At 61.9% G+C, this 18,245-nt stretch carries 16 protein-coding genes; 13 read left to right on the top strand and 3 right to left on the bottom strand.

All coding sequences use genetic code 11. The annotated features are described in order from the left end of the window. Positions 1–79: 79 nt before the first annotated feature. Entirely contained in the window at positions 80–916 is an 837-nt protein-coding gene (locus K3728_05820; protein UWQ96745.1) for an IclR family transcriptional regulator, read from the bottom strand. Positions 917–1,083: 167 nt separating this feature from the next. Between K3728_05820 and K3728_05815 the strand changes: the two genes are divergently transcribed. The 13 genes from K3728_05815 to K3728_05755 all read left to right on the top strand — a co-directional run bounded on the left by K3728_05815 (position 1,084) and on the right by K3728_05755 (position 17,114). Continuing rightward, complete coding sequence (locus K3728_05815) at positions 1,084–2,274, top strand: aminotransferase class V-fold PLP-dependent enzyme (GenBank protein ID UWQ96744.1); 1,191 nt, start codon at positions 1,084–1,086, stop codon at positions 2,272–2,274. Positions 2,275–2,285: 11 nt separating this feature from the next. Next, on the top strand, positions 2,286–3,248 hold the full coding sequence (locus K3728_05810) for a pyridoxal-phosphate dependent enzyme (GenBank protein UWQ96743.1): 963 nt from the start codon (positions 2,286–2,288) through the stop codon (positions 3,246–3,248). A gap of 134 nt (positions 3,249–3,382) precedes the next feature. Further along, on the top strand, positions 3,383–4,546 hold the full coding sequence (locus K3728_05805) for a DSD1 family PLP-dependent enzyme (GenBank protein ID UWQ96742.1): 1,164 nt from the start codon (positions 3,383–3,385) through the stop codon (positions 4,544–4,546). 14 nt (positions 4,547–4,560) lie between these two features. Then, entirely contained in the window at positions 4,561–5,526 is a 966-nt protein-coding gene (locus tag K3728_05800; protein UWQ97464.1) for an ornithine cyclodeaminase family protein, read from the top strand. A 143-nt stretch (positions 5,527–5,669) separates the two neighbouring features. Then, a complete protein-coding gene (locus K3728_05795; GenBank protein UWQ97463.1) occupies positions 5,670–7,424 on the top strand; it encodes a glycosyltransferase family 2 protein in 1,755 nt (584 codons plus the stop codon). Positions 7,425–7,484: 60 nt separating this feature from the next. Then, positions 7,485–8,912, top strand: a complete 1,428-nt coding sequence (locus K3728_05790) for a hypothetical protein (protein UWQ96741.1) — start codon at positions 7,485–7,487, stop codon at positions 8,910–8,912. Then, positions 8,905–9,663, top strand: a complete 759-nt coding sequence (locus K3728_05785; GenBank protein ID UWQ96740.1) for a hypothetical protein — start codon at positions 8,905–8,907, stop codon at positions 9,661–9,663. Before K3728_05790 ends, K3728_05785 begins: the two co-directional genes overlap by 8 nt. Continuing rightward, positions 9,660–11,963, top strand: coding sequence for a sulfatase-like hydrolase/transferase (locus tag K3728_05780; protein UWQ96739.1), 2,304 nt, complete (start codon positions 9,660–9,662; stop codon positions 11,961–11,963). Before K3728_05785 ends, K3728_05780 begins: the two co-directional genes overlap by 4 nt. Before the next feature lie 252 nt (positions 11,964–12,215). Further along, positions 12,216–13,025 (top strand): hypothetical protein, encoded by an 810-nt coding sequence (locus K3728_05775; GenBank protein ID UWQ96738.1) that lies wholly within the window; start codon positions 12,216–12,218, stop codon positions 13,023–13,025. Continuing rightward, positions 13,022–14,182 carry a glycosyltransferase family 61 protein gene (locus K3728_05770; protein UWQ96737.1) on the top strand — a complete coding sequence of 387 codons (1,161 nt, stop codon included), beginning with the start codon at positions 13,022–13,024 and terminating at the stop codon, positions 14,180–14,182. The genes K3728_05775 and K3728_05770 overlap by 4 nt, the downstream gene beginning before the upstream one ends. 5 nt (positions 14,183–14,187) lie before the next feature. Further along, positions 14,188–15,057 carry a hypothetical protein gene (locus tag K3728_05765; protein ID UWQ96736.1) on the top strand — a complete coding sequence of 290 codons (870 nt, stop codon included), beginning with the start codon at positions 14,188–14,190 and terminating at the stop codon, positions 15,055–15,057. 4 nt (positions 15,058–15,061) lie between these two features. Then, positions 15,062–15,925 (top strand): glycosyltransferase family 2 protein, encoded by an 864-nt coding sequence (locus K3728_05760; GenBank protein ID UWQ96735.1) that lies wholly within the window; start codon positions 15,062–15,064, stop codon positions 15,923–15,925. Positions 15,926–15,929: 4 nt separating this feature from the next. Then, positions 15,930–17,114: a glycosyltransferase family 2 protein gene (locus K3728_05755; protein ID UWQ96734.1), complete on the top strand. Its 1,185-nt coding sequence runs from the start codon at positions 15,930–15,932 to the stop codon at positions 17,112–17,114. Positions 17,115–17,213: 99 nt separating this feature from the next. Here the strand turns inward: K3728_05755 and K3728_05750 are convergent, their stop codons facing one another. Both K3728_05750 and K3728_05745 read right to left on the bottom strand, forming a co-directional pair. Beyond that, complete coding sequence (locus K3728_05750) at positions 17,214–17,660, bottom strand: DUF1178 family protein (protein ID UWQ96733.1); 447 nt, start codon at positions 17,658–17,660, stop codon at positions 17,214–17,216. Between the two features lie 61 nt (positions 17,661–17,721). Continuing rightward, on the bottom strand, positions 17,722–18,228 hold the full coding sequence (locus tag K3728_05745) for an NUDIX hydrolase (GenBank protein ID UWQ96732.1): 507 nt from the start codon (positions 18,226–18,228) through the stop codon (positions 17,722–17,724). Positions 18,229–18,245: the final 17 nt, after the last annotated feature.

Genomic DNA, 18,245 nt, shown 5'->3' with positions numbered 1-18,245 from the left:
TCCCGGCCCGCGGGGCATGGGCATCGCAAGATGCACAGCAGTTACATGTGTAACAGATTCTCCCCCGCCCTCGCAAGTATCAGCGTGCGGGTGTTTCCGCCCCCATTGCTGCCGACAATTCGGCAGCGGCTGCCATCACGGCCTCGGCCAAAGAGGCCATTTGCGCTGTCGTCACCCGGCTGGCAGGGCCCGATACGCTGATTCCTGCAACGGCCTCTCCGCTCAGATCAAAAACCGGGGCCGCGATGCAGCGCATTCCCTCGTTCTTCTCTTCATCGTCAAAGGCAAAGCCCCGGTCGCGCGTGGCCTCTAGGTCGGCCCTTAGGGTGGCGGGTTCGGTCAACGTCCGGGCGGTAAACTGATCCAATGGCGCGGTGGCGATCAGCCGGGACAGGCGATCATCGCTCATCTGGGCGAGCAAGGCCTTTCCGATGCCGCTGGCATGCATGGGCGACAGCGTACCGGGTGCGAAAAAGGCGCGAATGGTAGCTGTCGTTTCCACCTGACTGACGAATAACACGCTGGTATCACGCGCAATTCCAAGGTTCGCGGTTTCTCCTGTCTCCTCCATCAACCGGCGCATGATGGGGCGGGCGCGGTCCACCAGCGTCGTGCGCCGCAGATAGCGGGCGCCGATCACAAAGGCCCGCGCGCCGATGTGCCAATGCTGTGCGGCGGGGTCAAACTCCACCAGCCCGCGCCCCTCCAGCGTCACCAGAATTCGGTAAACGGTGGCAGGCGATTGGCTCAGATCCTCGGCCAGCCGGGACAGCGTCGCGCCGGGGGTTTCGCTCAGATGCTCCAACACCTCCATCGCCCGGTCGAGGGACTTGATGGTGTTCTGCGCGGTCTTGTCATCCCAGTCGCGCGGCCGTCCGCGCGCGCGGCGAGACGGAGTGTTTTCAGGATCAGACATCGGCGCGCCCCGCAAAGTTGAAATTCTATTTCACCATATGAAAAATAACAACTGACTGTAAAGACTTAATAAAAATCGCATCCCGCCCACATGAAAAATGATTTCAAAAAAATTGCAGTTGTCTGAGCTGGCTTCTACGTTGCCCCCAACCCAATAGGAGCCCGCCCATGTCCAGCCAAAACCCCGTGTTCATCCCCGGCCCCACCAATATGCCCGAAGTGCTGCGCCGCGCCTGCGATATTCCCACCATGGATCACCGCTCTGCCGCGTTCCCTGATATCCTCCACCCTGCCTTGGCGGGCGTGGCCCGTGTGATGAAATCGACCGAGGCCGAGGTATTCGTTTTCCCCGCCACAGGCACAGCCGGATGGGAAGCCGCGATCACCAACACGCTCAGCCCCGGCGACACCGTGCTGGCCGCGCGTAACGGTATGTTCAGTCACAAGTGGATCGACATGTGCACGCGGCACGGGCTGAACGTCATGCAAATTGACGTGCCGTGGGGCGAGGGCCTGCCGGTGGACGCCTTCGCCAAGGCGCTCGCCACCGACACAGATCATAAGATCAAAGCCGTCCTCGCCACCCATAACGAGACCGCAACGGGCGTTGTTTCCGACGTGGCAGGCGTGCGCCGCGCGTTGGACGCCGCAAACCACCCTGCCCTGTTCTTCGTGGACGGCGTGTCCTCCATCGGGTCGATGCCGTTCGAGTTTGACGCTTGGGGCGTGGACATCGCCGTGACCGGATCGCAGAAGGGCTTCATGCTGCCTGCGGGCCTTGCGATCATCGGCGTGTCCCCCAAAGCCATGGCCGCAATTGAGGGCGCGCACCTGCCGCGCACCTTCCTTGATATTCGCGACATGAAGGCGGGCTACGCTGCCCACGCTTACCCCTATACGCCCTCTGTCGGGTTGCTGAACGGGCTGAAAACGGCTTGCGAAATGCTGGAGGCGGAAGGTTTGGAAAACGTCTTCGCCCGCCATGCTCGTATCGCCAGCGGTGTCCGCGCCGCCGTGGCCGCCTGGGGGATGGAGCTTTGCGCCACCTCGCCCGAGCTATACTCAAACACGGTATCCGCGATCAAAACGCCCGTGGGCTTTGACGCGGGCAGGATCGTGTCCCATGCCGCCACTCGCTATGCCGTCGCTTTTGGCGGCGGTCTGGGGGATGTCGCCGGAAAGGTGTTCCGGATCGGTCACCTTGGGATGCTGACGGACGTGATGGCGCTGTCCGGCATCGCCACGGCTGAAATGGCAATGGCCGACCTAGACCTTCCCGTGACGCTTGGGTCAGGCGTGGCCGCCGCGCAAGAAATCTATCGCCAATCCGCCGCCGCCACCGCTTTGGCAGCCGAGTAAGGAGCCCGACGATGAAAGACCTGCCCCCACATCTCAGCTTTGACGACGTGATCGCTGCCCATGATCGCATCCGTCCCCATATCCACCGCACCCCGGTCCTGACCTCGACCTACCTGAACGAGCTGACCGGGGCGGAGTTGTTCTTCAAATGCGAGAACTTCCAGAAGGCAGGCGCGTTCAAGGTGCGCGGTGCCTCTAACGCGGTCTTCGGCCTGTCGGAAGACGACGCCCTGCGCGGCGTGGCGACCCATTCGTCCGGCAACCACGCCCTGTCGCTGTCCTACGCCGCGGGCCGCCGGGGCATCCCCTGCCACGTGGTCATGCCCAAAACCGCGCCTCAGGCCAAGAAAGACGCCGTGCGCGGGTACGGCGGGATCATCACGGAATGTGAGCCCTCTACAACCTCCCGTGAGGCCGTCTTCGCCGAGGTTCATGCCGCGACTGGCGCCAACTTTGTGCATCCCTACAACGACTTGCGCGTGATCGCGGGGCAAGCGACATGTTCGCGCGAATTGCTGGACCAGGTTGCGGGCTTGGATGCTGTCATCGCCCCCATTGGCGGCGGCGGCATGGTGTCGGGCTGCTGCCTGACGCTCTCTCACATCGCCCCTGACGTGGACATCTTCGCCGCAGAACCCGAGCAAGCCGATGATGCCTACCGCAGCTTCAAGGCGGGTCGCATCATCGCCGACGACGCCCCCGTGACGGTAGCAGACGGCCTGAAAGTGCCGTTGAAAGAAAATACGTGGCACTTCGTCAGCACCCATGTCACCGAAATCCTGACAGCCTCCGAGCAAGAGATCATCGACGCCATGAAGCTGATGTGGGCCCGCATGAAGATCGTGATGGAACCCAGCAGCGCCGTGTCGCTGGCCACGATCCTGAAGAACCCCGAGGTATTCAAAGGCCGTCGCGTCGGCGTCGTGATCACCGGCGGCAACGTGGACCTGGGCACGTTGCCTTGGATGGCGTGACGCCCGCCCCCGGGCCTAGGCCCGGTCTACCAAACCCCGCCGCCGTAAACCGGGCCTTGGCCCGGGAACCGGCCGGGCACACGTAAACCGGGCCTTGGCCCGGCACCCGAACACCCCAAATGGGAGACAAGACCATGAAAGACCTCGCAAATTTCTCTGACTTCGAAGTCGGCTTCGACATCCCCGCCAAGCCCGGCATGAAAGCTGCCGAGGTGCAAACACCCGCGCTGGTGCTCGACCTCGATGCGCTGGAGCGCAACATCAAGAAGATGGGCGACTACGCAAAGGCCCACGGGATGCGCCACCGGATCCACGGCAAGATGCACAAATCCGTCGATGTGGCGCTGTTGCAAATGGATTTGGGCGGCGCATGCGGTGTCTGCTGCCAAAAAGTGTCCGAGGCCGAGGTTTTTGCCCGAGGCGGGATCAAAGATGTGCTCGTCTCTAACCAAGTGCGTGACCCGCTGAAGATCGACCGCCTCGCCCAGATGCCGAAACTTGGCGCCCGCACGATTTGCTGTGTCGATGATCTCGCCAATGTGTCGGAACTCTCCGCTGCTGCCCATAAGCACGGCACCCAGATCGAATGTCTGGTGGAGATTGACTGCGGCGCGGGTCGCTGCGGCGTAACGACAACCCCCGAAGTGGTGGAAATCGCCAAGGCCATCGACGCCGCCGAGGGTCTGAAATACGCCGGTATCCAAGCCTACCAAGGCGCGATGCAGCACCTTGATAACTACGAAGAGCGCCAAGAGAAAACCCAGATCGCCATCGACATGGTCGTCGACGCGGTCGACGCGCTGAAGGCCGAAGGGCTAGAGAGTGACATCATCGGCGGCGGCGGCACGGGCAGCTATTACTTCGAGAGCAAATCCAACATTTTCAACGAGTTGCAGTGTGGCTCCTACGCCTTCATGGATGCCGACTATGGCCGTATCCTTGATGAAAACGGCGCGCGGATCGATCAGGGCGAATGGGAAAACGCGTTGTTTATCCTCACCTCCGTGATGTCCCACGCCAAGGCCGATAAGGCGATTGTGGATGCAGGGCTGAAGGCGCAATCGGTAGACTCCGGCCTTCCGGTCGTCTTTGGGCGCACCGATGTGGAATACGTCAAATGCTCGGACGAACATGGCGTGGTGTCTGACCCAAGCGGCGCCTTGAAAGTGAACGACAAGTTGCATCTGGTGCCGGGCCATTGCGACCCCACCTGCAACGTCCATGACTGGTATGTCGGTGTGCGCAACGGTGTGGTTGAAACCGTCTGGCCCGTTTCGGCCCGTGGGCGTGCCTACTAATGTCGCAACACCAACTGACAATCGTGCCAGAGGGTCTGATCCCGGACCTTCTGACACGCGACGCCTCTTTCACCGCCGTCGAGAGTGTTTTCGCGGCGATGGCGGCGGGCGATGCCTACAACTTCCCCGTCGTGCGCGAGGCAATTGGCCATGAGGACGCCCTGTATGGCTTCAAGGGCGGGTTTGACCGGACGAGTGAGGTGCTTGGCCTGAAAGCGGGGGGCTATTGGCCCAACAACCTGGAAAAGCGCGGGATCATTAACCATCAGTCAACGGTTTTCCTGTTTGATCCCGATACAGGCCGCGTCACGGCGATGGTGGGCGGCAATTATCTGACGGCGCTGCGCACCGCAGCGGCCTCTGCGGTGTCGATCAAGCATCTGGCACGGAAAGACGCCAAGGTTCTTGGCATGGTCGGCGCAGGCCATCAGGCCGCGTTCCAACTGCGTGCGGCGCTTGAAACCCACGCCTTTGACAAGGTCATCGGCTGGAACCGCTCGCCCGAGCGGCTGCAATCGCTGGCCGCTGTCGCGCAAGAAGCGGGCCTGCCGTTTGAGGCCGTCGACCTTCCGGGCATGACAGAAGCCGATGTGATTATCACCATCACCTCCAGCTTCGCGCCTAGCCTTTTGGCCGAACACGTCAGCCCCGGGACCCACATCGCCTGTATGGGCACCGACACGAAAGGCAAGCAAGAGATGGAAGCCGCCTTGCTGGCGCGTGCCTCTGTATTTTGTGATGAGGTCGCGCAAAGCATTACCATCGGCGAAGCGCAGCACGCGATTGCCGAAGGAACACTGGCCGAAGACCACGTGACGCAACTTGGCGCGGTGATCAACGGCACCCACAAGGGACGCGCCTCGGACGCGGAAATCACTCTGTTCGACGGCACGGGGGTGGGTCTGCAAGACCTTGCGGTGTCCGCTGCCATTGTGGAGGTCGCCAAAGCCAATGGCACCGCCATCACGGTGCCAATCTAACCAGTCTCGCCGCGTTTCGGGCTGTTCTATTACGGCCCGGGGCGTGGTACGGTGCCTCAAATCACACCGGCAAACCGGGGATATTGGGCGACGTGCAGCACCTCAAGAACACCTCAAAACATGGCGAAGTTCTGGCCGTATCGATGATGAAAGACGAAGCGCCGTTCCTTCTGGAATGGTTCGCGCATCATCTGGCTGTGGGCTTCACGAATATCCTCGTCTACACCAATGATTGCAGCGACGGCACCGATACTATGCTGAAAAGGCTGGAGGAATTGGGTCTTGGCCACCACCGTGAAAACGTGATCCCAGAAGGGATCAAGCCACAACCCTCGGCCCTGAAGCACGCCCAGATGGAGCCAATCGTGCGCCAGGCTGACTGGGTTTTGAACTTTGACGCCGATGAATTCCTTTGCATCCGCCACCCCTCGGGCAGCGTTGAGGGGATGATCGACGACGCCGTAGCCCAAGACGCCAATGGCATTGTGATCACATGGCGGATCTACGGCTCTGGCGGCGTGGTGGAATGGTCCCGTGCGCCCGTGACCGAGCAATATATCCGCGCCGCGCCGCCGCTCTGGAACAAGGGCTGGGGCGTGAAGACTCTGTTTAAATTTGACCACCGGTATTGGAAACTCGGCATTCATCGCCCGTCGATCAAGAACAAGTGGCTCGAGACGGATTTCCCCGACACTGTAAAGTGGCTCAACGGCTCGGGCCGCCCGATGGAGGACTACTTCAAGTTTCGTGGCTGGCGCTCCATCCGGCGCACCGTTGGCTATGACTGGTGCCAGATGAACCACTATGCGGTAAAGTCCGTGGACAGCTACGCCGTGCGCAAGTTCCGCGGCAATGTGAACAACAAAAAAGATAAGTATAACAACGACTACTGGTCTTTGCAGGATCGCAACGAGGTGGAAGACAAAACCGCCATGTTGCACGCTGAAAAACGCGCCGAGATCATGGAAGAGCTGTTGAAAGATCCGGTCCTGCACGACCTGCATTTCGCCGCGCTGGATCGGGTGGAAGCCCGCCTTGACGAATACCGCCAGACCGACGCCTACGTAGAGCTTCGCGAAGGGTTGATCGAGGCCGGAAAGGTGCCCATCACCAAGATCGAGGCCAAGCCCCCCCAAGCCCGCGACCCCGCCAAGATCGCCGCGCTGATGAGCCGGGTGGAAAAGGATGCCGCCGCCAAACCGATTGAAGAACGCCGCAACGACAATGTCGCCGGATGGGCGGCTTCGGACGGCGATCCCTACGTGCAAGGCGACATCGACCTGAGCGGGGAAATCGGACTCGAATGGGTGGCGAACCACGATATTGACCTTCCCGCCGACCCCCGCCTGTTTTCGCCAGAAAGCCTCGACGTGATAATTCTAGGCCGGTTTGAACGCCGCCACGCCCGCAATATCGCAGGCTACTTGGCCCATTGCCCCCGCGTGTTGGAAATCGGTGCGGGTATTGGGTTTATTGGGATGCGCACCGTGAAGATGAGCGAGGGTCTGATCTACATGGCGCAAGACAGCCGCACCCCGCTGGTGAACTACGGGCGGACGCTGGCCGAGCGGGCCGAGATCGCCAGCGACCGCCTGAAATATACCGATGGGCCCTTGGTTTTCGACAGCGACGGGCCGGATCAAGCCAGCGGGTTGGCCGCCTACCTGAAAGATTTCAACCCCGATGCCCTGCGCATTGGCCGCGCCGCGGACCTGCCCGCAGCACGCTTGGCGACCCAAGACCTGAGCCAATTGAAGCGGGTGATTATCCCCGTCGTCTCGGACGATCAGGCCGAGAAGTACCGCGCGGAATATACGCCGGTTCTGGCGGAAAAGGGCTTTGTGGAAGACGTCGAACGGGCGCCGTCAGGCTCTTTGCAATTCAATGGCACGCTATAGGCTAATTGGCCTTGGCGAGGGGGGCTACGCTGGCCTACTCTGCCGCAAAAGGGGCATGCAGTGACGAATACTTCCGATGAAGATGAGGGTCTGACCGCCAGCCACGGCGTGGTGTTGCGGGCTAAAAATGGCGACGTCATTCGCTACGACCCCTCGGGGCTGGTGCTGCGGTTGGCCGACCGTGTGGTCGAGGATTTGGCGCTACGCCTGCCCGATCGCGGACCCTCGCAGACGGTGGCGAACGCGATCGAGACCGCCGAGCTTCCCGACGGCATTGACGCTTGGGATGGCCGCCGGGATGGCGATTGGCTCACCTTCACCGCAAGACTGTCCGGTGACCAAGGTGTGCGCGGTTTCCGCAAGCATGTGGACGGCGGCGATATCATCGCGGAAACCAACGGGCCGCTTCTGGGAATCCTCGGCGTCGGCGGCGCAAGGGCCGCGTTGGCAAGCCGCGAACCCGCCCGCTATCCTCAGCATATCGTTGCCCCTGCCGATGATATCGGCGCCGTGGGACACGCGGGGATCGAGACGGCAAAGCCGCTGGATCGCTTGGAACATCTGCGCGAAATGACCCTGGAGGCACTGACAGCGCAGGCCATTCTTGACTGGCGCATGGCTGATTACGGTCCCCTGCCCCTGTTCGTCACAAGGGTCGAGACCGACGCCGCCACCACCTCGGCCAAATTGGCCAAAGGCCGCGCGGTAGAGAACCTGTTGATCGCCGCCAAGAACCTGAAAGACGCCGCAGCCCTGATGGGGAAGAAGGCAAAGGTCTTGGCCGTCACCCTCGACTTCGCACTCGAAGACCACTCCGAGACTGCCGCCGCCTACCGCGACGGGATGCTCGCCACAATGGAAGCCATCAGCGCGGGGCTTTGGGCGCTTGGCTTTGACAAGCCGCTCTTCGTGGCAAAGTTCGAATCCGGTCTGCCAGATATCGCCCCCGGCCCAGCGCTGGACGGACAGTGGGAACTCAGCTGGTCCCACGGTGACCACCGCCTGATCCACTCGGCCCCCGCCTATATGTTCGCCTTGGACGACTACGACCGTCTCACCGACACTGCCCGCACGCAGCAAGCCGAGATGACCGCCTCTGCCATCGCCGAGGCCGCCACGTGGAAGTGCCCCACTCTGCATTTGGCCGAACTGGAGGGCACGGTTTTGCGCGTCCCAGCCCGTACCAACGGGCCGTTGGTGGTGGACAAGGCCGATCCCTTTAACGCCGGAGAGTGCGCCGGCTTCAGCCTTGCGGGCTGCACCAACGGGGCCAAGATCACCGGCATCTCCGTGGCCGAGGATGATCCGCAAACCTTGCTGATCTCTCTTTCCAAGGCCCCCGAAGGCCCTGACTTGCGCCTCATCCACGCCGCCAACGGCCCCGGCGCGGTGCGCGACGATTGGCACCTCGATAGCGTCACGGGCGTTATCTTGCATCGGTGGGCCCTGCCCGCGCAGCTCCCTATCACCGGGGGCCGCCATGCTTGAGCTGGACCACAACCTGCCCCCCGGCGCGCTCTGTTCCGCAGAACCCGGCGCGGTGAAATCGGCCCTCAAAGGAAGCCACTGGTGGCACGGCGCGACCGCGCAGATGGAGCAGAACCCTGCCACGGGCGCGGTATCCCTTTGGCGCACCCTCATTGGCGGCCCGCCCGCCGAGCCAACCGACCCCAACGAGGACAACGGCCAGATCGGAGAGGTCGATACTCTCATGGGCCTGCAATGCCGTTCTGGCATTCATTGCGGCATGGTGGCCGAAGACGCCGCCCCCGATGCGGCCACCGCCAGCCTCGCCGTGCGCTTCTACACTCCACCGGGAACCGACGCGCGGACCCTGTTTGCGCTTAACGCAACGCGGGCGGGCAATTACCTGTTCCTGTCGGAGACCGGCGGCGTGCTGACCGCGAAAGACGATCAAGGGCGAGCCTCGGTCGATCTGCCCTGCCCTGACAAGGACGCGCCGCGCATGGCTATCGTGTCGCTCTTTGGCGACCAATTGGCGCTGGCAATGGGGCCGAACCGGGTGGACGCGAAGGCCAGCGACGGCATCCTCCAAGGGACGGCCAGTCTGTTTATTGGATGCCGAAACCAACGCCCTAAACTGTTGAAAACACTGGGTGGAGCCTTGATCCTTGATCTGTGGCTGTTTCCGGGGCGGGCCTTGCTGCATTCATCCGCCCCCGCCGACACCCGCGCATTGGCCGCTCTCAAGCGCCACCACCTATGGGCCGCCGCATGACCTTCAACCCGGACAGCATCAAAGACGGCAATATCTGCGTGATCTGGGTCGATGATATGATCGACGTGTTCACCTGGCGCACGACCTTTGGGCTCGAGATCCAGACACCAAACCTTGACCGACTGATGGCCGAGGGCGTGCGCTTTTCTAACGCCTACGCAACTGTCCCCCTCTGCGCGCCATGCCGGGCGGAACTGGCCACCGGTATCTCGCCGTTTCGCAGCGGCCTCGTGGACCTCAACCGCTTCTGGCGCGATGTTTATCCGCCGGAAAAAGCATGGGCCTATGACCTGCGCCGCAACGGGTTCTACAATTTCACCACCGGCAAAGTTGACAGCAATTACAAGCCGATGCCCGAAGAGTACCGGCGCATCTTGTTCCATGAGGACGTGCTGGCCGAAGACGGCGGCAAGCGCCGCAACGTCCACGCCTATCTGGACCGCGGCCCCGGCATCAAAGGGGTCAACCACCCCAATGACCAAGGCGAATACGACCACACGTTCTTTGACAATCGGGTCGCACAAAACGCCATCGACTTTCTGGACCGAGCCGACCCGTCGCGCCGCCATTTGATCCAACTGGGTTTCAAGCACCCCCACTATAACCTTGTCGCCCCCGACAGGTTCTACGCCCAATATGACCCCGCCGATATCGTCTGGCCTTCCATCGCCGCGCCCGAGGATTACTTCGGCCCGCAACCCGGTTTCGCCGTTTACGAGGCCGCCTATATCGCCAACGGCGTCTGGACCCCCGAGAAGGCGGGCGATGACGCTTGGCGTCAGGTCGTACGTGCCTATTTCGCCTGTATCTCCCATGTGGACCACGAGATTGGGCGTTTCATGGATGCGCTCCGTGCTTCCCCAATGGCCGACAATACAACCGTGATTTTCCTGTCCGACAACGGTTTCAACCTCGGCAATCACGACAGCTTCCACAAAATGAGCCAATGGGATAGCGCCGCCCACATCCCCCTTGGCATCTGGAACGCCAAGCTGGAACCGCGGGTCGAAGACCTCCCCGTGTCCCTTCACAATATCCCCAAAACGATCATGGAACTCGCTGGCCTACCACCGCGCCCCGACTGGACCTCGGGCCAATCCTTGCTGCCCCTGCTGGATGACAGCTTCGGGACGTTCGATGAGACAAAATCCCCCATCACTTGCGTCTTCGGCACCCTTTCCGTGCGCCCCTCGGTGCAGGGGCTCAGCCAATACCGCTACTTCCGCTACCCCAATGGCGAGGAACACGTCTACGATCTAGTCGCTGACCCCGGCGAGACTCAGAACCTCGCCGATAGCGCGCCCTTGGAAGCGCTCCGCGATGAGTTGACCCGTGGTGCGCTGGACCTCGGCCTCGACCTGCGCGGGTTCGAGAACCCGGCAGAAGGCGTGAACGCAATGATGGCCGTGGATGGCTCTGTCGTGCTGGCAGGGGGGCGTGCTGATAATGATTACTGGGCCTACGGCAAGGATGCCGAGAAGATTGTCGAGGAAAAAGACGGCGGCACCGATACCCTGTGGTACATGGCTGGCCCTGACGATTACATCCTCCACTGCCCCGCAAACATTGAAAAAATCCGCATCGCCACGGTGGTGTCCCGCAAGGAAGAAGGCGCAGGCAAAGGCCCCCAGCCCGAGGGCAAACGCATCCGCATCGTCGCCCACCCCGACAGCCCGATCGAGTTTGAAACCTCCGAGAGGGTAGAGGTCGATGTGACCGGCTCCACCGGCGATGACATCATGATCGGCCCCAAACACGGCTCCGCCACTTTTTATGGCGGTAAAGGCAACGACACGATGATCGCGAAGGCCAAACAGGGCAACCGCCGTCATGGCTTCTACGGGGAAGAGGGCAACGATACCCTCTACGGCGGACCGGGGCGCGACACGCTCGATGGCGGCACCGGCGATGATGAGATCCATGGCAACGCAGGCCGCAACCATATCTACGGCGGCCACGGCAACGATGTGATCTATGACGGCGAAGGCGCCTCCACCATCGACGCGGGCCCCGGCCAGAACACCCTTCACATCGGCCCCGGCGACCATGAAATCGCCACCGGCCAAGGCCGCACCCATATCACCCCCGATGATGGGGCCAAAATCTTCAAACCCGCCTACGGCGGCGTCACGATTATTGTCCATTGGCACGCGGATCAAACCTACGACCTCTCCGCCTGGCCCAAACCGCCCCACATCACCCAAACCGCCACAGGCCACCGCCTGCGCTGCGGCCTTTCCATCCTCGACATCCACGGCTCCCCCGCGACCGCCGATCTGACGCGCCAACTGCGCCCCTAGCCCCGCCCCCCTGCTTCCTCGTTCTGAAAATATCCTGGGGTGGGGTCTGGGGAGGGGCAAGGCCCCTCCCCAGTGGTCGCCCATGGGCACAAGCCCAAGGGCGAAACCCCTCAAACCCAACCGCAATTGTGCAACATGCCCTAACCCTAATGCCCAAAACCCTTTGCCATCTGCGCGCAAATATCCGACAAAGACTCAAAGCCAAGCGCGGAACAATCCGCCACCACATGAGCAGCATGAAAGGCCCAGAAAATGGACCTCAACCGACGCCCTGTCGCCTCCCTTTGGATCGGCGAGAGCCTTCAATACCTCAACCAGCTTTGCCTGAAATCGCACCTCAAGCACGGCCATCCGGTCACGCTTTACTGCACCGACAAGGTCACCAACGCCCCCGAAGGCGTCGTTGTGAAACCCGCCACCGATATCATGGACATCCCCATGGATATCGTCGAGGCGACCTCGGCCTCGTTCCTGTCCAACGTCTTCCGCTACAAGATGATCCAACAGACAGGTGCTGTCTGGATTGATTGCGATGCATTCTGTCACCAGCCTTTCCCCGATGAATGGGAACACATCTACGCCGGCCATGGCATGCGCGGCGCTCTGAACTGTGGCGTTGTGGGCATCCCGCAGCAGGGCGAGTTGATGGACCAACTCCTTGATTACTACGACAACCTGCCGGACTATCCGCCCTGGTGGAACCCGCGCCAGCGCAAGCGGATGGATCGCCAGGACCAAAACCTGCCGCTGGCCGTGCGCATCTATAAAACCGAGCGTACCGCCTTTGGCCCGCAGGCTTTCACCCATTTCGCGCGGGAAACCGGCGATATCGACAAGGCCATGACCTCGGACGTGCTCTACCCCGTGCCGTTCCAGCTGAACGATATCTTCTATGATCCTCATGGACGGGTAGAAGGCTGGTTCACGGAAAACACCGTTTCGGTCCACCTCTATACCAACGGCACAAAACCATGGTGGCGCAAGAACGCGCCGCTGGAAAACTCCTACGCTTGGCGCATGTGTCAGGAAATCGGCATCACCCCTGAGGATGCGCTGGAGTGAACGATATGCAACCCGTTCCGACGCCCGCGCCAGCGCTGGATTTCGATCCAGACCGCCCGATCAATTGGACCCCGTCTTGGCACGATGATGTGACGCTGGTCCCTTGGGTCGAGGGCGGCGATCGTGGCGCGCGCCGCGCGGCGGGCCTGTTTGACGCGCAGGGTACCTTCCTGCCGGAAGGCCATTGCTGGCGCTATGACACCGGCCCGATCACCTTGGAACCCGCCCTGCCGACACCGGAACAAGCGCCCGAACGTCTGGTGGGCCGGTGGCTCTATGGCGGGCTGTTCTACGGCCACTTCGGCCACTTCCTGTGCGAAACGACCTCTAGGCTGTGGGCGCTGGACGCCTTGGGGCCCATTGCGGGCATCGTGTTTCTGCCAAAACAGAACCTGACCCACGAGCGGCGCCATTACCGCCATCAGCTCCCCTTCTTTGCCGCCATGGGACTGAAGGAACCCGAGATCACCTTCCGCGTCCCGCAACAGCCCGTTATCATTGACCAATTGGCCATCCCCGAACCCGGCTTCGGCATCGGCAACATGATCAAGGGCCGCCCCGAATACCGAGATTTCATGCAGGCGACCCTTGGGGCCGACGTGGCGGCGCATGGCGGGCAGGATCTCTATATTTCCCGCTCGCAACTGCCCTCCAAACGCGGCTCCGTATTGCTGGAAACCCTGATCGAGACACGGATGGAAAAGGCCGGTTACAGCATTTTCCACCCTCAGAACCACGACATCACAGAACAAATCGCCGCCTATAAGGCCGCGCGCCGGATCGTGTCGCTGGATGCTTCGTCGTTGCATCTGGCCGCAATGGTTGTTTCGCCCGATACCAAAGTGGCCATCATCAACCGCGGTCCGACCAACAATATCGAAGATTACGTCGCGCAGTTCACCAGCTGGCAGGGCCGCCCCCCCACTAGGATCGAGGCGGTTTCTGGCGTCTACGGCCCCGAGGGACGCCGCACTAAAAAACGCGAGGCCCACGCAGCGCTTTCGTTCCCCGCCATCGGGGCCGCTTTGGCCAAAGACGGGTTCCTGCCCGCCGCCACCAAGTGGACCGCGCCCACCAAACTCCAGACCTCAAAAGCCGTCGCCGCTTTGTCTGAACGGGTCGGCGAAACGCTTAGCTTCCAAAGCATCGAAGGCTAGAAGATATGGCCAAAGAGTTCCTCTGCGCCCTGACCCATGTGCGCCACGAAAGCTACTTCCTTCAGAAATGGATTGATTACTACGGCCCCATCGTGGGCGGGCGTGAAAACCTATATGTTGTGATTGACGGCGACGATTGGGAACCCGATGTGGACCTGACAGGCATCACCGTGGAGGTGTTGCTGGACGCCCCGCGCCGCCGGATCAAGAACGATCAGTTCATGGCCAAAGCCATGTCTGGCCGCGCCAATCGTCTGCGCAAACGCTACGAATACGTTATTCGCGGCGATGTGGATGAATACGTGGTGATTGACCCCGATGCGGGCATTGAGTGGCCCGATGCCTTCGCTGAATTGGGCGATCACGGCTACATCTTTGCGCTTGGCTGTGATGTGGTGCAGGCGGCCTCGGAAACGACGCCGGTGGACCCCACACTGCCGATCCTTGGGCAGCGCCAAGCGGGTTTCATCGCCGACCGCTATTCTAAACCATTCGTAATCAACCGCTGGTCCAACTGGGCTGGCGGCGCCCATCGCCTGTTGAATCGCCCCGTGCGCATGTCCGAGCATTTCGTCCTGTTCCACCTCGCCTTGGCCGACCAAGACTTGGCCCAAGCCCGCATGGATGCACGCGGCGGCACCCAGCAACACAACAGCTTCGTCGGCCATCAAACGGACCGTCTGAATGCCATCGCAGATGCCGGTCTGGCCGAGCCGATTGACTGGCCCGAGGCCCGCGCCATCGGCCTTGCGGAATTCCCGATAGAGCCCGACACCGCAGAGCCCGCAAAGCGCCCGCGCCCCTCGCGCGATCCGCGCAACCGCGAACAGGGCCTTCCCGTCCAGATCCCCGCCCGTTTCCACGGGTTGCTCTAGTCCCATGGGCTTCACCGTCGCCACAATCGCGCGGGAACCTTGGCCGATCCTGGATCGGTTTTTGCGTTGGCATCTGGATCAGGGGGCGGACAAGATTGTCCTGTTCCTCGACGATCCCGACGATCCGTCTCTCCCCCGCCTGCGCGGCGAGCCGCGCATTGACGCCCGCCCCTGCACGCCTGCGTTTTGGTCCAGTCTGCGCCTGAAGCCCGACGCCCGTTTCACACGCCGCCAGCGCGGCGTCTTGGGCCAAGCATACCGAGAGTTATCAGACGGTTGGCTGCTGGTTCTTGATGCTGACGAATTGATGTGGATGCAAGACCGCCCCATCGCGCAAGCCTTGGACAGTCTGCCCGAGGACGCCATGTCCCTGCGCGTGCGCAGCGCCGAACAGGTGCGCCTGTCCGACGGGTCCGAGGCCTTCCGCACCCCCATCGACCGCGCCGCCGTCGACCGTGTCTACGGCGAGAAATCCAACCTCCTGCGGGCGCGTTTCGGCCTCACATATCACCCCGAAGGCAAGAGCTTTCACCGCGCCGGGCAAGAGGGGCTGAACATGAAGCTCCATTGGGCACAAGACGCCCAGGGCGACAGAACACCCGGCCCCGTTTGGGGCGCCAGCGAGCGCGCGTACCTTCTGCATTACGCGGCCCCCACCTTTGAACGCTGGCGTGAAAAGGTCGCGTGGCGCGCCGGGGCCCACGGCTTCGTGGTCCCCGTGAAAGAGCGTGTGGCCGAAATCGCCGATAGCCCCGACCCGGAAGCAGGCTACCGCGCTCTGTTTGACACGCTGCACGCCCTGACCGATCCCCAAGCCAAGGCCCTTGCCGCCGAAGGTGGCCTTTTGCGGCACGGCCCGGAGGGCTGAAACCATGGCCGGTCGCACCATCGTCACGATGATGAAGGACGAAGCGCCTTTCCTGCTCCATTGGATCGCCCACCACCGCCTGATCGGCTTTGACCGGATCGTCGTGTTCACCAACGATTGCAGCGATGGCACCGACGCGATCCTCGACCGCCTCTCCGTGATGGGTGAGGTCATCCACCACCGCAACAAGGTGCCCGCCGGCGGCAAGCCGCAACCCCTTGCCCTACGCCGCGCGCTGAAATTGCCCGAGGTGGTGGAAAGCGACTGGATCATTGCCCTGGACGTGGATGAATACGTGACCGTGAAACGCGGCAACGGCCACCTCGATGACCTCTTCGCCACCGCGCCCGAGGCCGACGGCTTCGCCCTGACGTGGCGGATGATGGGCGGCAACGGGTTGACCGCTTGGACAGATTCCCCCGTGACCGAGGCCTACACCCGCGGCGCGCCCGACCTGTTTCGCAAGGGCTGGGGCGTGAAAACCCTGTTCCGCCCCTTTGACAACATGAAATTGGGCATCCACCGCCCCACCGTCAAAGGCCGCGACAAGCAAGCTCTGCAAAGGCTGGATTGGGTCAACGGCTCAGCCAAACCCATGACGCAGGCGTTCAAAGACGGCATGTGGCGGTCTTCTTTGGCAACGCTCGGCTACGCCCACGCCGAAATCGCCCATTTCGCCACACAAAGCACCGAGGCGTTTCTGCGCCGTGCCGCCCGCGGCAACGTCAACGCCAAGCCCGATAAATACGATCCAACCTACTACGCGATCTTCGACCGGAACGAGGTCTTGCACACCCACCTGCTATCCCGCTCTGCGGCCACGCAATCGCGTATCGCCCAATACCTCTCCGACCCGGCTCTCAGCGCCCTAATGGAACAGGCCTCGCAATGGCACGCCACGGCCCGTACCGCACTGCGTGCTTCTCCCTCCTACGCCGCGCAAATGGCGGCGCTGAAAACCGCATCCCAATCCAACTTCGACACCCTCGATGATATTCTTTTCCCCCAACCCCTCGCCCCTCAAGGCAAGGAGATGGTCGCGAAAATGCAGGCCGAAGGCATTCCTGACCTTCAAATCGCCTGCGCCGTCGCCAAATCCGTGCGCCGGATGGAAGACCACCGCGATGCGCGTGATGCCCGTGAACTGCTCTCCAAAGGCGTCACGCCCGATTACGGCACGTGGCGCTAGCAGGCCCTTTCACCTTTTTACAAATATCGAATCCCCAAACCTCCGCCCGCGCCACCGATCGCGGCCCCTAGCACGACATCCCAGACTGCGATGAATGCCTCAGTTAGATTTGTCGCCCGGTACTCCCGGCAAAGGCAGGATCGGCACACCGTCTTCGATCAACGCGCGCGCCTCCTCGGGCTTGGCCTGCCCGTAGATGGGCCTTTCGGGCTTGTCCCCCAGATACATGGCCCGGGCCTCGCGCGCGAAATTACCCCCCACATCGGTGGAGGTCTTCTCCACATGCTCCCGGAGCGCGCGGAGCGCTGCTTCCGCTGGGTGTGGCGGGGCGGACAGAGGGCGCACTTCTGCGCCAGAGGCCCCCTCCCCATCAGGAGCGCCTTCCCCCGTCACACGCGGCGCCATCATCGCTTTGCTCACATCGCCGCCGCCGCAGATTGCGCAACTCAACAGGCCCCTGTCGGCCAGACCGTCAAAAGCCTCTGCCGATTGGAACCAGCTTTCAAACCTGTGGCCTTCGCCACATTTCATTGCGTATCTAATCATGCTCTCTTGAATTTATGCCAATTCCGGCACGCTGCAAGGGCCACGCCCCATTCGCGCATCGCTACTTCAGACGATCCACCGAAAACGTCGCAATCAATTGGCGCAGGTCCTTCTCTTCCACCTTGGTGGCGGCCTTCTGCAAGCTAAACCATTTCCGCCTGCGTTCACCTGCTTCTGGAAAGTCCTTCTCCAACTTGCTCACCTTAATTGCGAAGACGGCCACAATCACGGGCAGCGTCAGGTCTTTGCTCATCCACTTTCGGTAAGAATATAGGCCCAAGCATGTGTCATAGGGCTTGCCTGTAGCGCCGGCCTCTTCCCAGACTTCTTGGGCAGCCGCCTCAGCTGGGGTCATGCCATCCATGGGCCAGCCCTTGGGGATGATCCATCGCTTGGTTTCCCTCGACGTGACCAGCAAGACCTCTACCTTTTTGCCCTTCTTGCCTTTCACCACACGAAACGGCAGCCCCGCGAACTGAGTCCTCGGGTCGCGTTTAGACTCCGCCCGGATACGAAGCGGGCGTTGTGGATTGGCATCTGGGTCAGGGGTCGTCGTGCTATTGCTCATGCCTGCTGTGATGTCAT

It is taken from the genome of Rhodobacteraceae bacterium M385 (assembly GCA_025141835.1).
GTDB lineage: Bacteria > Pseudomonadota > Alphaproteobacteria > Rhodobacterales > Rhodobacteraceae > Gymnodinialimonas.
Note: the sequence above shows the minus strand (reverse complement) of the source record. Positions and strands in the feature narration are given on the sequence as shown.

Coding starts and splice junctions, on each gene's coding strand:
- K3728_05820 (UWQ96745.1), bottom strand. CDS start 916: ATGTCTGATCCTGAAAACACTCCGTCTCGCCGCGCGCGCGGACGGCCG.
- K3728_05815 (UWQ96744.1), top strand. CDS start 1,084: ATGTCCAGCCAAAACCCCGTGTTCATCCCCGGCCCCACCAATATGCCC.
- K3728_05810 (UWQ96743.1), top strand. CDS start 2,286: ATGAAAGACCTGCCCCCACATCTCAGCTTTGACGACGTGATCGCTGCC.
- K3728_05805 (UWQ96742.1), top strand. CDS start 3,383: ATGAAAGACCTCGCAAATTTCTCTGACTTCGAAGTCGGCTTCGACATC.
- K3728_05795 (UWQ97463.1), top strand. CDS start 5,670: ATGATGAAAGACGAAGCGCCGTTCCTTCTGGAATGGTTCGCGCATCAT.
- K3728_05785 (UWQ96740.1), top strand. CDS start 8,905: ATGCTTGAGCTGGACCACAACCTGCCCCCCGGCGCGCTCTGTTCCGCA.
- K3728_05780 (UWQ96739.1), top strand. CDS start 9,660: ATGACCTTCAACCCGGACAGCATCAAAGACGGCAATATCTGCGTGATC.
- K3728_05775 (UWQ96738.1), top strand. CDS start 12,216: ATGGACCTCAACCGACGCCCTGTCGCCTCCCTTTGGATCGGCGAGAGC.
- K3728_05765 (UWQ96736.1), top strand. CDS start 14,188: ATGGCCAAAGAGTTCCTCTGCGCCCTGACCCATGTGCGCCACGAAAGC.
- K3728_05760 (UWQ96735.1), top strand. CDS start 15,062: ATGGGCTTCACCGTCGCCACAATCGCGCGGGAACCTTGGCCGATCCTG.
- K3728_05755 (UWQ96734.1), top strand. CDS start 15,930: ATGGCCGGTCGCACCATCGTCACGATGATGAAGGACGAAGCGCCTTTC.
- K3728_05750 (UWQ96733.1), bottom strand. CDS start 17,660: ATGATTAGATACGCAATGAAATGTGGCGAAGGCCACAGGTTTGAAAGC.
- K3728_05745 (UWQ96732.1), bottom strand. CDS start 18,228: ATGAGCAATAGCACGACGACCCCTGACCCAGATGCCAATCCACAACGC.